The following is a 15,824-nucleotide window of genomic DNA, read 5'->3' on the forward strand; positions in this document are numbered from 1 at the left end:
GGCCAGGTGCCTGCTGACGGAGAAACATGACTGAGCATGACGACCGCTACGCCGTGCCCGCCACGGCAGCCATCCCCGCCGACGCTCCCATGTTCAACCGCGCGGCCTGGATCCACATCCTCCCTTTCGCCGCCTACCTCGTCTTCATCGTTGCCGGCGACGTGCTCGAGCGCCTGGGTGTCCGGCCGGACACCTTGCGCTGGCTGTATCCCGCCAAGATCGCCCTCGTGGCCCTGTTGCTGGCGCTGTTCTGGCGCCGCTACCAAGAACTTTCCCGTTTCCGTTTGGCACCGTTGCCCGCGTCGATCGCGCTGGCGACCGGCGTCGCCGTGCTCGTGCTGTGGATCACCCTGGATGCCGGCTGGATGGTCGTCGGTTCGCCGCCCGGCTTCGACCCGCGCGTCGGCGGCCGCATCGACTGGCTGCTCGTGGCGATCCGCATCGCCGGCGCCGCGCTCGTCGTGCCCATCATGGAAGAATTGTTCTGGCGTTCTTTCCTGATGCGATGGGTGGACGATCCTGATTTCGAGTCGGTTGAGCCCTCTCAACTGAGTATCAAAAGCTTCGTCATTACCGTCCTGCTGTTCGGCTTCGAACATAACCTCTGGCTTGCCGGGATCGTTGCCGGTGCGGCGTACAGCCTGCTGTACATGCGTCACCGCAACTTGTGGTCGCCGATCCTGGCGCATGCCGTGACCAACGGCCTGCTGGGCGTGTGGGTGGTTCGAACCGGGAACTGGTCTTACTGGTAAGTCGTCCGGCAATTAACACTTCAAAGAAGATAAACGACCATGTCGAATTCCCGCGTACGTCCCCTTGCCCTGTTGCTCTGCACCCTGTTCACGCTGCCGGCCGGTGCCGGGCCCAACGATGCGCTCCACCTCTATGCCGGCGTGTCCTACGGCCACGACGACAACCTGCTGCGCGTGCCCGACGACGCGCCCGCGTTCGACGGCACCCGCGCCGATTCGTGGTGGCAGCGGGAGGGCGGATTGATCTTCGATAAGACTTATAGCCGGCAGCGGATTTCCATCGTCGCCAAGCTGTCCAAGTACGACTTCAACCACTTCAAACAGCTCAATTACGATGGCAAGGACGTGCAAGCAACCTGGTTCTGGCAGCTCGGCAATCACCTGGAAGGCAAGGTCGGCACGACCTACGAACAGGTGCTCGCGCCGTACACGGATTTCGCGAGCAACGAGCGCAACCTGCGCCGCAGCCGCAGCCAGTTCGCCGAAGGCGCGTGGCGCTTCCACTCGTCCTGGCGCGTACGCACCGGCTTCCAGCGCGACAAATACGACTACGAGCTGTTTGCCCAGCGCTACAACAACCGTACCGAGGACGCGAGCGAGCTCGAGCTCGACTACCTGCCGAGCAGCGGCAGCACCGTCGGCCTCGTGGCGCGGCGGGTCAAGGGCACGTATCCGTATCCGCGTCCCGTCGGTCCCTTCCTCCTCAACGACAATTTCACGCAGGACGAACTGAAGGCGCGCGTGCTGTGGCTGGCCACGGGCTCGACGACCTTCGATGCCCTCGTCGGCTACACGCGGCGCAACCAGCCTTCGTTCGGCACGGGCAAGACGAGCGGCATCGCCGGCAAGGTCAAGGCCACGTACCAGCCGCGCGGCAAGATGACCTATACCGCCGCCGTCTGGCGCGACTTCGCGCCGCTGGAAAGCACGGTGGTGAGCTATACGCTGAACAAGGGCGCCAGCGTCGGTGCCCAGTGGGATGCGACGGCCAAGATCAAGGTGAATGCCGACGCCGTCTACGAACGACGCAATTACAACGCGCGCGAGACGTTCGCCAGGCTGGGCGACATCCGCGATTCCATCCGCACGGGCAGCCTCGCCGCGACCTGGTCGCCGCGGCCGACCGTGCATGTGACGGCCGGGCTCGCGCACCAGGCGCGCACCGGGTCGGCCGTGCTCGGTACTGGCAGCTTCAAGTCGAACAGTGTGACGCTGTCGGCCAGTGCGCAGTTCTGATTGCGCAGTTCCAGATCATTCTCATGACCGTCAATGACATACCGTTGATTTCGTTCTTCCAGCGCGTACTCGATCCGCTGATCATCATGGGCACGCTGTACCTGTCGGCGCTGCTGTTCCATGAACCGTTCTCGGGCTACCTGCTGGTGCTGATGGTATTGGCCTTTTTCATTTCGTCGGCCGTGTACCAGCACATCGATCCGTACCGCACGTGGCGCAGCGGTCGCATGTGGGCCTATGCGCGCGACACGGTGTTCGGCTGGTGCGTGACGCTCGCCGTGCTGATGTTCCTCGGCTCGTCCAGCGGCCTCAAATATTATTACGACGAGCGCGTGCTGCTGGCCTGGGCCGTGGCCACGCCGCTCGTCCTGCTGGGCAGCCACATCGCCGTGCGCGTGGCGAACCGGCCCGGCAAGAGCCGCGAAGTGCGGTCCGTGGTGGTGGTCGGCGTCAACGACGTGGGCCTCAAGTTCGCCGCCATCTGCGACCGCCATCCGAACCTGTTCATGCAGGTGCGCGGTTTCTTCGACGACCGCGACGGCGACCGCCGCCCGGCCGAGCTGCCGCACCCAATGCTGGGCAAGACGGACGAGCTGGCGCAGTACGTGCGCAACAACGGCATCAAGATGATCTTCATCAGCCAGCCGATCTCGGCGCAGCCGCGCATCCGCAAGCTCATCGAAGAGTTGCAGGATACGACGGCCTCCGTGTATTTCCTGCCCGACGTCTACATCTTCGACCTCATGCAGGCGCGCTTCGACAACGTGGGCGGCATGCCCGTGATCGCGATCTGCGAGACCCCGTTCATGGGCCTGAACAGCACGATCAAGCGCGGCTCCGACATCGTGCTGTCCTGCCTCATCCTGCTGCTGCTGGCGCCGCTGATGGTGGCCATCGCCGTGGCCGTCCGCGTGAGTTCGCCGGGTCCCGTCATCTTCCGCCAGCGCCGCTATGGCCTGTATGGTGAAGAGATCATCGTCTACAAATTCCGCTCGATGAAGGTGATGGAGAACGGCAGTTCCGTCGTGCAGGCGCGCAAGGGCGACGACCGCGTGACGTCGATCGGCGGCTTCCTGCGCCGCACGTCGCTCGACGAATTGCCGCAATTCGTCAACGTGCTGCAGGGCCGGATGAGCATCGTCGGGCCGCGGCCGCACGCGGTCGCGCACAACGAGCAATACCGCAAGCTGATCAAGGGATACATGCTGCGCCATAAGGTCAAGCCGGGCATCACCGGTTGGGCGCAGGTCAATGGCCTGCGTGGTGAAACTGCCACGCTGGACAAGATGGAAGCGCGCATCCAGTACGACCTCGATTATCTGCGCAACTGGTCGCTGTGGCTGGACCTGTGGATCGTGCTTAAGACCGTGAAAGTGGTGCTCACGCGCGAGAACGCCTTCTGAAGCCGGCGGCCCGTCAGATGGGGTCACTTAGGTTCGACTTAAAGAGGCGGATTCAATCGGATCGGCGCTTGCGACGCCGGATGGGCTGCGTAGAATAATTGATGAGATTGCAATTTTTTATTGACTTTGCATAACATTTCGCCAGGAAAGCAGGCACATGAAAAAAGCGCTGATCACGGGTGTGACTGGACAGGACGGTTCGTATCTCGCGGAACTCTTGCTTGCGAAGGGCTACGAAGTACACGGCATCAAGCGCCGCGCCTCGCTCTTCAATACGGAACGGATCGATCACATCTACCAGGACCCGCACGTCGAGGGCAGCCGCTTCCACCTGCATTACGGCGACCTGTCGGACACGTCGAACCTGAACCGCATCCTGTGCGAAGTGCGGCCCGACGAAGTCTACAACCTGGGCGCGATGAGCCACGTGGCCGTGTCGTTCGAATCGCCGGAATACACGGCCGACGTCGACGCGATCGGCACCTTGCGCCTGCTGGAGGCGATCCGTTTCCTCGGCCTGGAAAAGACGACGCGGTTCTACCAGGCATCGACGTCGGAACTGTACGGCCTCGTGCAGGAAACGCCGCAGCGCGAGACGACGCCGTTCTATCCGCGCAGTCCGTATGCCGTCGCCAAGCTGTACGCCTACTGGATCACGGTCAATTACCGCGAAGCGTATGGCCTGTACGCCTGCAACGGCATCCTGTTCAACCACGAATCCCCGCGCCGCGGCGAGACGTTTGTCACGCGCAAGATCACGCGCGGTCTCGCGAACATTTCGCAGGGCCTGGAGCAGCAACTGTTTCTCGGTAACCTCGACGCCCTGCGCGACTGGGGCCATGCGCGCGACTATGTCGAGATGCAATGGCTCATGCTGCAACAAGACGCGCCGGAGGACTACGTGATCGCGACGGGGCGCCAGTATTCCGTGCGCCATTTCGTCGACGTGGCCGCGCGCGAACTGGGCATCGAGATCGCGTGGCAGGGCGAGGGCATCCACGAACGGGGCGTGATCGCCGCGGTCCACGGCGACAAGGCGCCCGGCGTCGCGGTGGGCCAACCGATCGTCGCCGTCGACCCGCAATATTTTCGTCCGACGGAAGTCGAGACGCTGCTCGGCGATCCGGGCAAGGCGCGCCGCCGGCTGGGCTGGGAACCCCGGACGAGTTTCGAAGCGATGGTGCAGGAAATGGTGGCGCACGACCTCGAGACGGCGCGCCGCCACAAGCTGCTGGCATCGCATGGCTACAACGTCGCAATTTCACTGGAGTGAACGTTGAATACTGAACCCCGCATCTATGTGGCCGGCCATAACGGGCTGGTCGGTTCTGCCATCGTGCGCGTGCTGCGCGCGCAAGGGCACACGAACATCGTCACGCGCAGCCACGCGGAACTCGAGCTGACCGACCAGGCCCAGGTCCGCGCGTTCTTCCGCAGCGAGCGCATCGACCAGGTCTACCTGGCCGCGGCCAGGGTCGGCGGCATCCATGCGAACAACACGTATCCGGCCGAGTTCATCTACGACAACATGATGGTGCAGGCGAACGTCGTGCACGAAGCGTGGCAGAGCGGGGTCGAGAAGCTGCTGTTCCTCGGTTCCTCGTGCATCTATCCGCGCCTGGCCCAGCAGCCCATCAAGGAAGAGTACCTGATGAGCGGCATGCTGGAGCCGACCAACGAGCCGTATGCGATGGCGAAGATCGCCGGCATCAAGCTGTGCGAAAGCTATAACCGGCAATACGGCACCGACTACCGCAGCGTGATGCCGACGAATCTGTACGGTCCGGGCGACAACTATCACCCGGAAAACAGTCACGTGATCCCCGCCCTCATGCGGCGCTTCCACGCAGCGAAGCTGGACGGCGCACCGGAGGTCCGGATCTGGGGCAGCGGCAAGCCGATGCGCGAATTCCTGTACGTGGACGACATGGCGGAAGCGAGCGTCTACGTGATGAATCTCGACCGCGACACGTATGCCGCGTCCACCGACCCCATGCATTCGCACATCAACGTCGGCACCGGCGAGGACGTCACGATCGCGGAGCTGGCGCGCCTCGTCGGCGAGACCGTCGGCTACCGCGGCCGCATCGCGTTCGACACCAGCAAGCCCGACGGCACGCCGCGCAAGCTGCTCGACGTGTCCAAGCTGAAATCCCTCGGCTGGCAGGCACGCACGCCGTTGCCGGACGGATTGCGGCGCGCGTATGCGGCCTTCGTCGATCTGATGCAGAGCCAGCAAAAACGGGCCGCGGCCTGAGTCGTCGCGGGGCGGAGCCTTACGGCTGAGTGTTAATTGACGAACAGATACCGAGCCGTGCGGCTCCCAGAATGAACGGGCTATAAAAAGAGTTCCACACGATCCTCCCGAGGAAACCAAATGAACAACAACCACGTGGCTGCCATCATGAAGACATCCCCCCTTACCACTCCCAAGCGCGTGCTGTGCGCCGCGCTGATCCTGGTTGCGGCAACCTTGAGCGCGTGCGGCGACAAGGCGAAGGAAAAGAAACCCGGCCAGGCGCTGGCGAGCGTGAACGGGGAAGAGGTCACGGTGCTCCAGCTCAACGAGGAATTGCAGCGCGCGGGGGTGTCGGCAGCCCAGCAGGACGCCGCCAGCAAGCAGTTGCTGCAGGTACTGATCGACCGCCAATTGCTGCAGGAGGCGGCGGCCAAGGAAAACCTCGACCGCGATCCCAAGGTCATGCAGGCGATCGACCGCGCCCGCGCGCTGATCATCGCGCAGGCCTACTTGCAGAAACGCATCGGCAGCGTGACGAAGCCGGCGCCGGCGGAAGTCGAGGAATACTACAACAAGCATCCGGAGTTCTTTTCCAACCGTAAGCAGTTCAGCATGAACGAACTCGTGATCCCCGCCAACGACCTGACGCCCGAGCTGCGCAGCGCGGCCGACAGCGCCAAGTCGCTGGAAGAGGTCGCGGTGTGGCTGGACGCGCACAAGATCAAATACGGCCGCAACCAGGTCACGCGCTCGACGGCCGACGTGCCGCCGCAACTGTCGTCCAAGCTGCTGGGCATGCCCAAGGGCCAGCTCTTCGTCGTCAAGGAAGGTCCGCGCGCGATGTTCATTTCCGTCGCCGAAATCAAGGACGCGCCGGTGAACCTGCAGGTCGCGTCCAGCCAGATCGAGCAATTTCTTGTGAACCGCAAGAACAAGGAGCTGGCCGCCGCCGAACTGCAGCGCCTGCGTTCCAGCGCCAAGATCGAGTACCTGAACAAGTCGATGATGCCCGATCCCAAGGCCGCACCGACCTCACCCGCCGGCGCCGGCCCATCCAGCGCGGTGGCGAACGCCGATCCCGCCGCGACGGCTGCGCCGGCCGCGGCAGCAGTCGAGGCCGCACCGGCCGACAACGCATCCGGCGCAGACAAGGCAGCGCTCGATCGCGGCGTCGCCGGACTGAAGTAATTCGAATCATTTGACGAACAAGAAGGAGTGAACATGAAACGACTCGTACACTGGATGATTGCGGCGGTCCTCACGGTCAGCGCGGGCATGGCTGGCGCGGCGGAAATCCTGCTGGGCCCGGGCGATGTGGTCAAGGCATCGGTCTACGGCAGTCCCGACCTCGCGGTCGAAACGCGCGTGTCGGAAGGCGGCACCATGACCTTCCCGCTGCTGGGCGAAGTGCAGGTCGGTGGCCTGACGACGCAACAGGCGGAAAAGAAGATCGGCAACCTGCTGGAAAAAGGCGGCTACCTCAAGAAGGCGCAGGTCAACCTCCTGATCACCACGCTGGCCAGCCAGCAGGTGTCGGTGCTGGGCCAGGTCAACCGTCCGGGCCGCTACCCGGTCGACGGTCCGCGCAAGGTGCTCGACCTGCTGGCGCTGGCCGGCGGCATCGGCCCCGAAGGCGGCGACATGGTCAGCCTGGTGCGCACCCGCAACGGTGTCACCACGCGCGAAACCATCGACGTCGTCGAGATGGTGCGCAAGGGCGAGCTGAACCGCGATTATGAAGTCGCCGGCGGCGACATCATCTTCGTCGAGCGCGCACCGCGTGCCTACATCACGGGCGAGGTGCAGCGTCCGGGACCGTTCCGCCTGGAGCGTGCGATGACCGTCCAGCAGGCCCTGTCGGCCGGCGGCGGCCTCACGCAGCGCGGCACGCAGCGCGGCCTGCGCATCACGCGCCGCGATGCGAGCGGGGCGCAGCATACGATCGATGCGAAGGCGGATGATCTCGTGCAAGTGGACGACGTCATCACGGTAAAAGAGTCGTGGTTCTGATGTAGCGACGGCGTCCGGTTTTTTGTTCCACTCCGTTTTAAAGGTTCATCATGAACGTTCATCAATTCCTGCTGATCTTGCTTGCACGGAAGAAGATCATCCTGACGACCCTGCTGGTCACGGTCGCGCTGGCCCTCGGGTTCAGCCTGATCCAGGCCAAGACGTACAAGGCGACGGCATCCGTTCTGTTGAACTACAAAGGCGTGGACCCACTGACCGGATTGACGATGCCGGGGCAGCTGCTGCCGGGCTATATGGCCACGCAGATCGACATCATCAGCAGCAAGAACGTGGCGCTGCGGGTCGTCGATGCGCTGCATCTTGCCAATAGCCCGGCCGTCATCGAACAGTTCAGGGATGCGAACGACGGCAAGGGCTCGGTGCGCGACTGGCTGGCCGACCTGCTGCTGAAGAAGCTCGAGATCGTGCCGTCGCGCGAATCGTCCGTCGTCGAGATCAGCTTCAAGGGCGCCGACCCGCAATTCGCGGCCGCGGTGGCCAATGCGTTCGCCGACGAGTACCAGAAGATCACCGTCCAGCTCAAGACCGATCCGGCCAAGAAGACGGCCGCCTACTTCAACGAGCAGACCAAGCAGTTGCGCGACAACCTGGAAGCGGCGCAGGCCCGCCTGTCCAAGTACCAGCAGGAAAAGGGCATCGTCAGCCTCGACAACAACCGCGTGGACGTCGAACTGGCGCGCCTGAACGATTTGTCGGCCCAGCTCGTCGCCGCGCAGACGGCCGCGATCGAAGGGAATTCGCGCCAGGCCGCGGCCGGTTCGGCACTGACGTCGCCCGACGTGGCCAACAACGCCCTGATCCAGTCGATGCGGTCCAACGTCGCCCAGGCCGAAGGCAAGTTCGCCGACACGGCGCAGCGCTACGGCCGCAACCACCCGCAATACCAGGCGGCCAAGGCGGAACTGAACAAGGTGCGCGCCGAGTTGAACGCGGCGCTCGGCACCGTGTCGCGCAGCGTGGGCGCGAATGCCCAGGTGCTGCGCCAGCGCGAAGCGGAACTGCGCGAAGCCGTGGCCCAGCAGAAAGCGAAAGTGCTGGAGATGAACCGCGCACGCGACGAACTGGGCGTGCTGCTGAAAGACCTCGACAGCGCGCAGCGGGCGTTCGATTCGGCATCGCAGCGCTTCTCGCAGACGCGCATCGAAGCCCAGTCCGAGCAATCCGACATCTCGCTGCTGAACCCGGCCGTGGCGCCGACGCAGCCGTCGGGTCCGCGCGTGCTGCTGAACACGCTGATCGCCTTCCTGCTCGGCACCATCCTCGGCGTCGGCCTGGCGCTGCTGCTGGAACTGCTGAATCGTCCGGTGCGTTCGGCCGGCGACATCAAGGAAATGCTGGGCATTCCCGTGCTCGGCACGATCGAATGGAAGTCGCCGCGTGGACGGACGGGCGGCATCCGTTCCCTGATGACGCCGCGGCGCCTGCTCCGTCTTAACTGATCCTGGGACTTGAACATGAATTCTCCGATTCTCAACACGCTGCCCGCGGGACAGGGACCCGAATCGAGCATGGGCGCGCTCCTGCTCGATTCGGGCAAGCTCAAGCCGGAAGATGCCGAACGCGTGCTGCGCATGCAGAAGGAGACCGGCATCCGCTTCGGCGAGGCGGCCGTGCGGCTGGGCCTGGTCAGCGAGGATGACATCCAGCAGGTGCTGGCGCGCCAGTTTTCGTACCCCTATCTGCAGAAGGGGCAGGCCGGGCTGTCGCCCAAGCTGCTCGCCGCTTACGATCCGTTCTGCCCGCAGGTCGAATCGCTGCGCGCGATCCGCAGCCAGCTGATGCTGCGCTGGTTCGCGCGCGGGCGCCGGGCGCTGGCCATCGTCGGCGTCGACCCGGAAGACGGCGCCGCGCTGTTCGCCTCCAACCTGGCGATCGTGTTCTCGCAACTGGGCGAACAGACGCTGCTGGTGGACGCGAACCTGCGCGCCCCGCGCCAGCAGGACGCGTTCGCGCTCAAGCCGCGCCAGGGCCTGTCCGACCTGCTGGCCGGCCGCGCCGACCTCGACGTGATCGCGCGGGTGCCGGCGTTCGTCGACCTGTCGATCATGCCGGCAGGGACGTTGCCGCCGAATCCGCAGGAATTGCTGGCGCGCGAAGGCTTCCGCAACCTGAACACGCAGCTGGAAAGCCGCTACGACATCGTGCTGTACGACGTGCCGCCGTTCCAGTCCGGCGTCGATTCCGTCGCGGTGGCGAGCCGCGCCGGCGGCGCGCTGCTGGTCGCGCGCAAGAACTACACCCGGATTTCGCACATCGGCCGCGCCGCCGAGCAACTCGTCGACGCCGGCTGCGAAGTCCTCGGCTCGGTGGTGATGGAGTTCTGACATGGACACCGGAGCACGCGTCAGCAGGATCCGGCAGCATGCGCCGGACATGCGTGCGCTGCGCGCCGTCCTGCCCGAATGGTGGCCGGTCTTCCTCGGCCTGGCCATCCTGTTCGTTCCCACGTTCTATGACCTGTTCACCGGCCCGTGGATCGGCGAAGAGCAGGGCCACGGGCCGATCATCTTCGGCCTCGCGCTGTGGCTCATCTACCGCAAATGGCCGGAGGTGCTGGCCGCGACGACGCCGCCCCGCTCGAGCTGGGCCGGCTGGCCGACCCTCGCCATCGGCCTCGTGGCCCACCTGCTCGGCCGTTCCCAGCACATCCTGATGCTGGAGATCGTGTCGATCATCGTCGTCATGGCGGCCGTGCTGCTGGTCAAGCGCGGCGGCCGCGCGCTGCTGGTGCTGTGGTTCCCGTTCTTCTTCATGATCTTCATGGTGCCGCTGCCCAGCGAATTCGTGGCGGCCGTCACGATGCCGATGAAGATGGCCGTGTCGTGGGCCACGGAACACCTGCTGTTCGCGTTCGGCTACCCGATCAGCCGCTCCGGCGTGATCCTGCAGATCGGCCAGTACCAGCTGCTCGTGGCCGACGCCTGCGCCGGCCTGCAGACGCTGCTGACGCTGGAAGCACTGGGCCTGTTCTACCTGAACCTGATGCGCCACCCGTCCGCGTTCCGCAACATCGGCCTGGCCTTGTTCATCGTCCCGATCTCGTTTTCCGCCAACGTGATCCGCGTCGTCGTGCTGACCCTGATCACGTATTACTTCGGCGATGCGGCCGGGCAGGGCTTCCTGCACGGGTTCGCCGGCATGGTCCTGTTCGTCACGGCGCTCGTGCTGATCCTGTCGATCGACTCCGCGCTGCAGTGGTACATTCGGCACCGTTTGCACGGTACTGAGAAAGGTAGGACGGCATGAACCGCAAATTCCTCGCCAGCGTGATCCTCGGCGTGACGATGGCGGGCACGTCCGCGCTGACGGGTGCGCTCACGCCGAAGCAGAAGGTGGCGGCCGTCCAGGAACATTTCGACCTGGAGACGATGATTCCCAAGCGCTTCGGCAACTGGACGGTCGACAACACCGTCGTGCCGCTGACGCCCGACGAGACCCAGAAGGAACTCATCGCCACGCTGTACGACCAGACGCTGGCGCGCACGTATGTCAACGATGCCGGGCAGCGCGTGATGCTGTCGATCGCCTACGGCGGCGACCAGAGCAAGCAGCTGCAGCTGCACCTGCCCGAAGTCTGCTACGTGGCGCAGGGCTTCGACATGGTCCAGGATCACAAGGCCGAGCTCGCTACGCATTACGGCGGCGTCCCCGTCAAGCGGCTCGTCGCGCGCCAGAACGCGCGCAACGAACCGATCACGTATTGGGTGACGATCGGCGACAAGGCCGTCATGTCCGGCCTCGGCCAGAAATACCAGCGCTTCCTGTACGGTCTGACCGGCAAGATTCCCGACGGCATGCTCGTGCGCGTGTCGACCATCGAGGCCGACGAGAACAATGCCTACCGCGTGCAGGACCGCTTCGTGAACCAGATGCTGGACGCCATGTCGCCGCGGGACCGCCTGAAGCTGCTGGGCGCGTCCACCAACAAGGGTTGACGTCCAACCACCAGAGCCAACCCGATGCAGAACATCCTCCTGTACATATATACCTCGCTGCCGTTCGTCGTCGTCGCGCTGCTGGCGGTGCTGGCCGTGGCCGGGATGGGCGTCGGGATGGTGTGGCCGCGCTTCCTCGCCTACGTCTACATCGCCGTGTTCTTCTTCATGAATTCGACGAGCTACGGTTCGTTGGCGACGGTCGGCTCGCCGGGCGTGTACAGCCGCGGCTCGGGCGTGCTGTTCTTCCCGCTGCTGCTGTGGTGCATGCTCGGCGCGTGGTGCTGCGCGCGCGTCTCGGCCAGCTTCCAGCGCTATCCGGCGCCGCCGTGCGACCTGCGGCCCTGGTTCCTCGCCTGGTTCCTGCTGCTGGGCGGCCATGTGGCCGTGGGGATGTTTTCCAACGTCACGCTGGCGGAAGTGCTGGCGCCGTCCGGGTTTTCCAACATCGTCTGGATGGCGCCGCTCGTCTCGCTGCTGCTGCTGTCGTTCCGCACCCGTGAGCACGCCATCGAACTGTCGCGCTTCATCATGCTGGCGGGCCTGACGCGCGCCCTGTTCGGCCTCGTGCGCTGGGCGTTCCTCGGCGGCGACCCGAACAACGTGTATGCGAACATGAACGACATCAAGATCAAGCTGACGTTCTTCGACATCAACGACAGCCTGCTGTGCACGATCGCCTTCGCCATCGCCGCCGTCAACCTGTTCCAGGTGGTCAGGAACAAGCGCTCGCTGTTCTGGACGACCGTCGACTGGGCCACGCTGTGCACGACGGCGGCCTGCATCGTGCTGTCCTACCGCCGCAGCGCGTGGATCGGCTTCGTGCTGGCCTTCCTCATCATCATGATGCGCTTCCCGCTGCAGCGCCGCATCCACATGCTGGCGCTCGGCGCGCCCGTGATGGGCGCGGGCCTGCTGTATGCGGCGATCCGGCGCCTGGGCCACACCAAGGGCGCGGGCGGCGGGCTGTCCAGCCTGTTCTACGACATGGAATCGCACCGCTTCGGCGCGGAGAGCGAACGCGTGCTCGAGCTGAAACTCGCGCTGGCCGATTTCGTGTCGCACCCGCTCACGGGCATCGGCACATGGGGCCGCTATTCCGGCTACCAGCAGATCTCGTGGCAGACGGGGCAGGACGGCGGCCTGTTCCTGCACAGCGGCGTGCTGCACATCGCCCTCAAGGCCGGCCTGCCCGGGCTGATCCTGCTCGGCGGGACGATTTGGATGTTCACCCGCTTCGCGCGGCGTGCGCTGCGCACGCTGCCGCCGGAACTGCTGGGGCTGGCGACGGCCGGCGCCGCGGGCCTCGCCTTCATGTTGCCCGACCTGCTCGTCGGCACGCCGTTCCCGCAGATCCGCACCACGCAGATGCTGGCGATCTGCCTCGCGCTGCCCTACGTGGCGATGGCAGTCGCCCGCCAACAGCCGGCCGTGCAGCCGGTCCCGACCGCCAAGCGCCGCCACGTCAACCTGGTGCCGGCGCGCGTATGAATCTCAGCCTCGTCCGCAACGCCTTCTCGAACCTGCTCGGCGCCGTGATCCCGGCGCTGGTGGCGCTGGGGACCGTGCCGCTCGTCGTCAAGGGCCTGGGCGATGCCAGCTACGGCGTGTACTCGCTCGTGACGGCGATCGTCGGCTATTTCGCTGTCATCGACATCAACGTCACGGCGGGCTCCGTCAAGTTCATCGCCGAATTCAATGCCGACCGGAGCCTGCCCCGCGCCCAGGAACGCATCGACGAGACCGTATTCTTCGGCCTGTCCGTGTATTCGCTGCTGGGCGTCATCGGCGGGCTCGGCCTGTTTTTCGGCGCGCATGTCTTCGTCACCCGCGTGTTCTCCGTGCCGGCCGCGCTCGAACACGAGGCTGTCGCGACCCTGAAGCTGGCGGCGCTCGGCTTCTTCCTCGGGCAGCTGCAGAGCTATCTGCAGAGCGTGCCGCAATCGCTGATGCGCTACGACATCGCGAGCCGCATCGAGATGCTGTTCGGCACCTGCGTGCCGCTGCTCACGGTGGCCGTGCTGATGCTGGGCTATGGCCTGTTCGAAGTGATCCTGCTGCGCGTGATCGCGAGCGCCATCAACTGCGCCGTGCTGTGGCGCTGCATCCGCGGCCTGCTGCCGGAACTGCGCTACCGCCGGCCGGGCGCAACGATCCGCAGGGAACTGCTGGGCTTTTCCGCCTACTCCTTCCTGAGCCGCTTCGCGAGCCTGTCGTATGCCTATGCCGACAAGCTGATCATCGGCGCGCTCGTCGGCGTCACGGGCCTCGCCTACTTCACCGTCGCGTCGACGCTCGCGAACCGCATCCTGAGCCTCACCTACCGCCTGTCCGGCGTCTTCTTCCCGGCCGCCAGCACCCTGGCCGCGCGCGGCGAACTCGACCGCTTGAAGAAGCTGTATCTCAAGGCCAGCCGCTACGTCGTGTTCATCAACGCGTCCGTGCTGGTGCTCGTCGCCGTGTTCTCCTACCAGATCCTGTATTACTGGATGAACCCGCAGTTCGCGCGGGCAGGGCAGGTCGTGCTGGCCGTGATGGCGCTGTCGCAATTCATCGATTCGCTGACGAGCTTGCCGTCGCTCGTGAACGACGGCATGGGCCATCCGCGTTTTTCCGGGATGTTCGCGCTGGCGCGCGCGGCGTTCGGCCTGCTGGTCGTGTACCTGGGCGTGGCCGGCTGGGGCATCGAGGGCGCGGCCTGGGGACACCTGATCGCCTCGGTCCTGCTGACCTGCGCCTTCCTCGTGGCCGTGCACGGACGCACGGTGCCGGCGCAGCTGCATGACCTGGTGCACAGGTCGTATGCGCCCAGCGTGTTCGGCGTCGGCGCGGTGGCGCTCGCCGCGCACGTCGCCAACCGCTGGTTCGACGGCGGCCCGCTCGACCTGGTGCTGCTGGTGCTGTTGACGATGGCGCTGCTGTTCGCCTACGGCGCCCTGTTCGTGATCGAGAAGGACGACAAGGACCTGGCCTGGTCGCGCGTGAAGGGCTTGTTGTCGACGAGGAAAACGGTTTGAAGATCCTGATGGTTTCGGAGGACTTGCCCGGCACCCAGATCGGCGGCCTGGGCAAGCACGTGGTCACGCTGTCCAACGCCCTGCTCGAAGAAGGGCATGAAGTCGACATCATGGGGCGCAGCGACCGCTTCCATGCCGGCAGCGCGCTTGACATCGGGTTTCGCGGGCGCCTGCTGCCTGGCTTTGCGTTCGCGCGCCCCGGCTGGAAAGAGTCCCAGCTCGGTTTTTTCAACCCCGTCAAGCGGCCCGTGTTCGCGCGGCGCGTGGCGCGCGCGCTGATGCGCGAGGCCGCCGGATACGACGTCGTGCACTACCACGGCCACCTGCCGATGGCGGGGCGCTATGTGCCGTCCGGCGTGAACTTCGTGCAGACGCGGCACGACCAGGGCAGCGAATGCGTGACGCACCTGCGCTTCAAGGACGAGCACGTCTGCGAGACGCGCGACGTGCGCGACTGCGCGGCCTGCATCCACCCGACGCCGAATTCGCTGCGCCGTACCGTGTCCGGCCTCGCGGTGGGCCGCTACCGTTCGGAGGCGGCCGACGCGTTCGCGCGCCACAAGACCGTGTTCGTGTCCGACTTCCTGCGCCGCGCCTTCCTGCGCGCGGTGCCCTACGCCGACCTGTCGCGCGCGCGCGTGATCCACAATTTCATCCGCTATCCGATGCTGCGCGAGCACGCGGTGGGCCCGGCCGACGTCAGGGCAGGGGATATCCTGCTGGTCGGGCGCATCGATGCCGGCAAGGGCTTCGGCGAATTCCTGCTCCAGGTCCAGGGCTGGCTGCCGCCGCATGCCCGGGTGACTATCGTCGGCGATGGACCGCTGCGCGCGCGCCTCGAGGCCCGCTTTGCCGGCCCGCAGGTGCGTTTTCTCGGCTGGCAGCCCTACGACGAGGTGATCCGGATGTCGGCGCGCAGCCACGCCCTCGTCGTGCCGTCGGTGTGCGAGGAAGCCTGCTCCACGACCGTGCTCGAGGCGCTGGCGCTGGGCAAGCCATGCGTGGCGCTCGCGCGCGGCGGCACGCCGGAGCTGGCGGCCTACCAGTACTACGACGGCCAGCTGCAACTGGCCGAGACCATGCCGCGCCTCGTGGAGCGGCTGGTCGACATCCTGGGGCGTGCGCCAGCGACGGTGCCGCTGCCGGATTCCTTCCCGATGGACGTGTTCCACGCCATTCCCCAGATCCTGGACTTCTATCACGAGTGAATG

At 65.5% G+C, this 15,824-nt stretch carries 14 protein-coding genes; all 14 read left to right on the plus strand.

What is annotated here, in order from left to right; all coding sequences use genetic code 11:
- Positions 1-26: 26 nt before the first annotated feature.
- The 14 genes from ACEN9Q_RS04550 to ACEN9Q_RS04615 all read left to right on the plus strand — a co-directional run bounded on the left by ACEN9Q_RS04550 (position 27) and on the right by ACEN9Q_RS04615 (position 15,821).
- Entirely contained in the window at positions 27-752 is a 726-nt protein-coding gene (locus ACEN9Q_RS04550) for a CAAX prenyl protease-related protein (protein ID WP_495627516.1), read from the plus strand.
- Positions 753-791: 39 nt separating this feature from the next.
- Positions 792-1,988, plus strand: coding sequence for an XrtB/PEP-CTERM-associated polysaccharide biosynthesis outer membrane protein EpsL (epsL, locus tag ACEN9Q_RS04555; RefSeq protein WP_495627517.1), 1,197 nt, complete (start codon positions 792-794; stop codon positions 1,986-1,988).
- 23 nt (positions 1,989-2,011) lie between these two features.
- Positions 2,012-3,391 (plus strand): undecaprenyl-phosphate glucose phosphotransferase, encoded by a 1,380-nt coding sequence (locus tag ACEN9Q_RS04560; RefSeq protein ID WP_056447296.1) that lies wholly within the window; start codon positions 2,012-2,014, stop codon positions 3,389-3,391.
- A 157-nt stretch (positions 3,392-3,548) separates the two neighbouring features.
- The gene (gene gmd, locus ACEN9Q_RS04565; RefSeq protein ID WP_495627518.1) at positions 3,549-4,664 is read left to right on the plus strand and encodes a GDP-mannose 4,6-dehydratase; all 1,116 of its coding nucleotides are present in this window, start codon (positions 3,549-3,551) and stop codon (positions 4,662-4,664) included.
- A 3-nt stretch (positions 4,665-4,667) separates the two neighbouring features.
- On the plus strand, positions 4,668-5,648 hold the full coding sequence (gene fcl / locus ACEN9Q_RS04570; RefSeq protein ID WP_495627519.1) for a GDP-L-fucose synthase: 981 nt from the start codon (positions 4,668-4,670) through the stop codon (positions 5,646-5,648).
- Between the two features lie 120 nt (positions 5,649-5,768).
- Complete coding sequence (locus tag ACEN9Q_RS04575; RefSeq protein ID WP_495627520.1) at positions 5,769-6,818, plus strand: EpsD family peptidyl-prolyl cis-trans isomerase; 1,050 nt, start codon at positions 5,769-5,771, stop codon at positions 6,816-6,818.
- A gap of 33 nt (positions 6,819-6,851) precedes the next feature.
- Complete coding sequence (gene epsE / locus ACEN9Q_RS04580; RefSeq protein ID WP_056447309.1) at positions 6,852-7,640, plus strand: polysaccharide export protein EpsE; 789 nt, start codon at positions 6,852-6,854, stop codon at positions 7,638-7,640.
- A gap of 50 nt (positions 7,641-7,690) precedes the next feature.
- Positions 7,691-9,100 carry a chain length determinant protein EpsF gene (gene epsF, locus ACEN9Q_RS04585; protein ID WP_495627521.1) on the plus strand — a complete coding sequence of 470 codons (1,410 nt, stop codon included), beginning with the start codon at positions 7,691-7,693 and terminating at the stop codon, positions 9,098-9,100.
- 15 nt (positions 9,101-9,115) lie between these two features.
- Complete coding sequence (epsG, locus tag ACEN9Q_RS04590) at positions 9,116-9,985, plus strand: chain length determinant protein tyrosine kinase EpsG (RefSeq protein ID WP_056447313.1); 870 nt, start codon at positions 9,116-9,118, stop codon at positions 9,983-9,985.
- Between the two features lies 1 nt (position 9,986).
- Positions 9,987-10,907, plus strand: coding sequence for an exosortase B (gene xrtB, locus ACEN9Q_RS04595; protein ID WP_495627522.1), 921 nt, complete (start codon positions 9,987-9,989; stop codon positions 10,905-10,907).
- Positions 10,904-11,596 carry an exosortase-associated protein EpsI, B-type gene (epsI, locus tag ACEN9Q_RS04600; protein ID WP_056447319.1) on the plus strand — a complete coding sequence of 231 codons (693 nt, stop codon included), beginning with the start codon at positions 10,904-10,906 and terminating at the stop codon, positions 11,594-11,596. The genes xrtB and epsI overlap by 4 nt, the downstream gene beginning before the upstream one ends.
- 24 nt (positions 11,597-11,620) lie before the next feature.
- The gene (locus ACEN9Q_RS04605; RefSeq protein WP_056447324.1) at positions 11,621-13,087 is read left to right on the plus strand and encodes an O-antigen ligase family protein; all 1,467 of its coding nucleotides are present in this window, start codon (positions 11,621-11,623) and stop codon (positions 13,085-13,087) included.
- Complete coding sequence (locus ACEN9Q_RS04610) at positions 13,084-14,613, plus strand: oligosaccharide flippase family protein (RefSeq protein WP_495627523.1); 1,530 nt, start codon at positions 13,084-13,086, stop codon at positions 14,611-14,613. Before ACEN9Q_RS04605 ends, ACEN9Q_RS04610 begins: the two co-directional genes overlap by 4 nt.
- Entirely contained in the window at positions 14,610-15,821 is a 1,212-nt protein-coding gene (locus ACEN9Q_RS04615; protein ID WP_495627524.1) for a glycosyltransferase family 4 protein, read from the plus strand. The genes ACEN9Q_RS04610 and ACEN9Q_RS04615 overlap by 4 nt, the downstream gene beginning before the upstream one ends.
- The last annotated feature ends 3 nt before the right edge of the window (positions 15,822-15,824 follow it).

It is taken from the genome of Massilia sp. Masssp93 (genome assembly GCF_059491295.1).

Excerpts from the sequence above, each read along its gene's own strand:
- ACEN9Q_RS04550 (WP_495627516.1), top strand. The coding sequence starts at position 27 with ATGACTGAGCATGACGACCGCTACGCCGTGCCCGCCACGGCAGCCATC.
- epsL (WP_495627517.1), top strand. The coding sequence starts at position 792 with ATGTCGAATTCCCGCGTACGTCCCCTTGCCCTGTTGCTCTGCACCCTG.
- ACEN9Q_RS04560 (WP_056447296.1), top strand. The coding sequence starts at position 2,012 with ATGACCGTCAATGACATACCGTTGATTTCGTTCTTCCAGCGCGTACTC.
- gmd (WP_495627518.1), top strand. The coding sequence starts at position 3,549 with ATGAAAAAAGCGCTGATCACGGGTGTGACTGGACAGGACGGTTCGTAT.
- ACEN9Q_RS04575 (WP_495627520.1), top strand. The coding sequence starts at position 5,769 with ATGAACAACAACCACGTGGCTGCCATCATGAAGACATCCCCCCTTACC.
- epsE (WP_056447309.1), top strand. The coding sequence starts at position 6,852 with ATGAAACGACTCGTACACTGGATGATTGCGGCGGTCCTCACGGTCAGC.
- epsF (WP_495627521.1), top strand. The coding sequence starts at position 7,691 with ATGAACGTTCATCAATTCCTGCTGATCTTGCTTGCACGGAAGAAGATC.
- epsG (WP_056447313.1), top strand. The coding sequence starts at position 9,116 with ATGAATTCTCCGATTCTCAACACGCTGCCCGCGGGACAGGGACCCGAA.
- xrtB (WP_495627522.1), top strand. The coding sequence starts at position 9,987 with ATGGACACCGGAGCACGCGTCAGCAGGATCCGGCAGCATGCGCCGGAC.
- epsI (WP_056447319.1), top strand. The coding sequence starts at position 10,904 with ATGAACCGCAAATTCCTCGCCAGCGTGATCCTCGGCGTGACGATGGCG.
- ACEN9Q_RS04605 (WP_056447324.1), top strand. The coding sequence starts at position 11,621 with ATGCAGAACATCCTCCTGTACATATATACCTCGCTGCCGTTCGTCGTC.
- ACEN9Q_RS04610 (WP_495627523.1), top strand. The coding sequence starts at position 13,084 with ATGAATCTCAGCCTCGTCCGCAACGCCTTCTCGAACCTGCTCGGCGCC.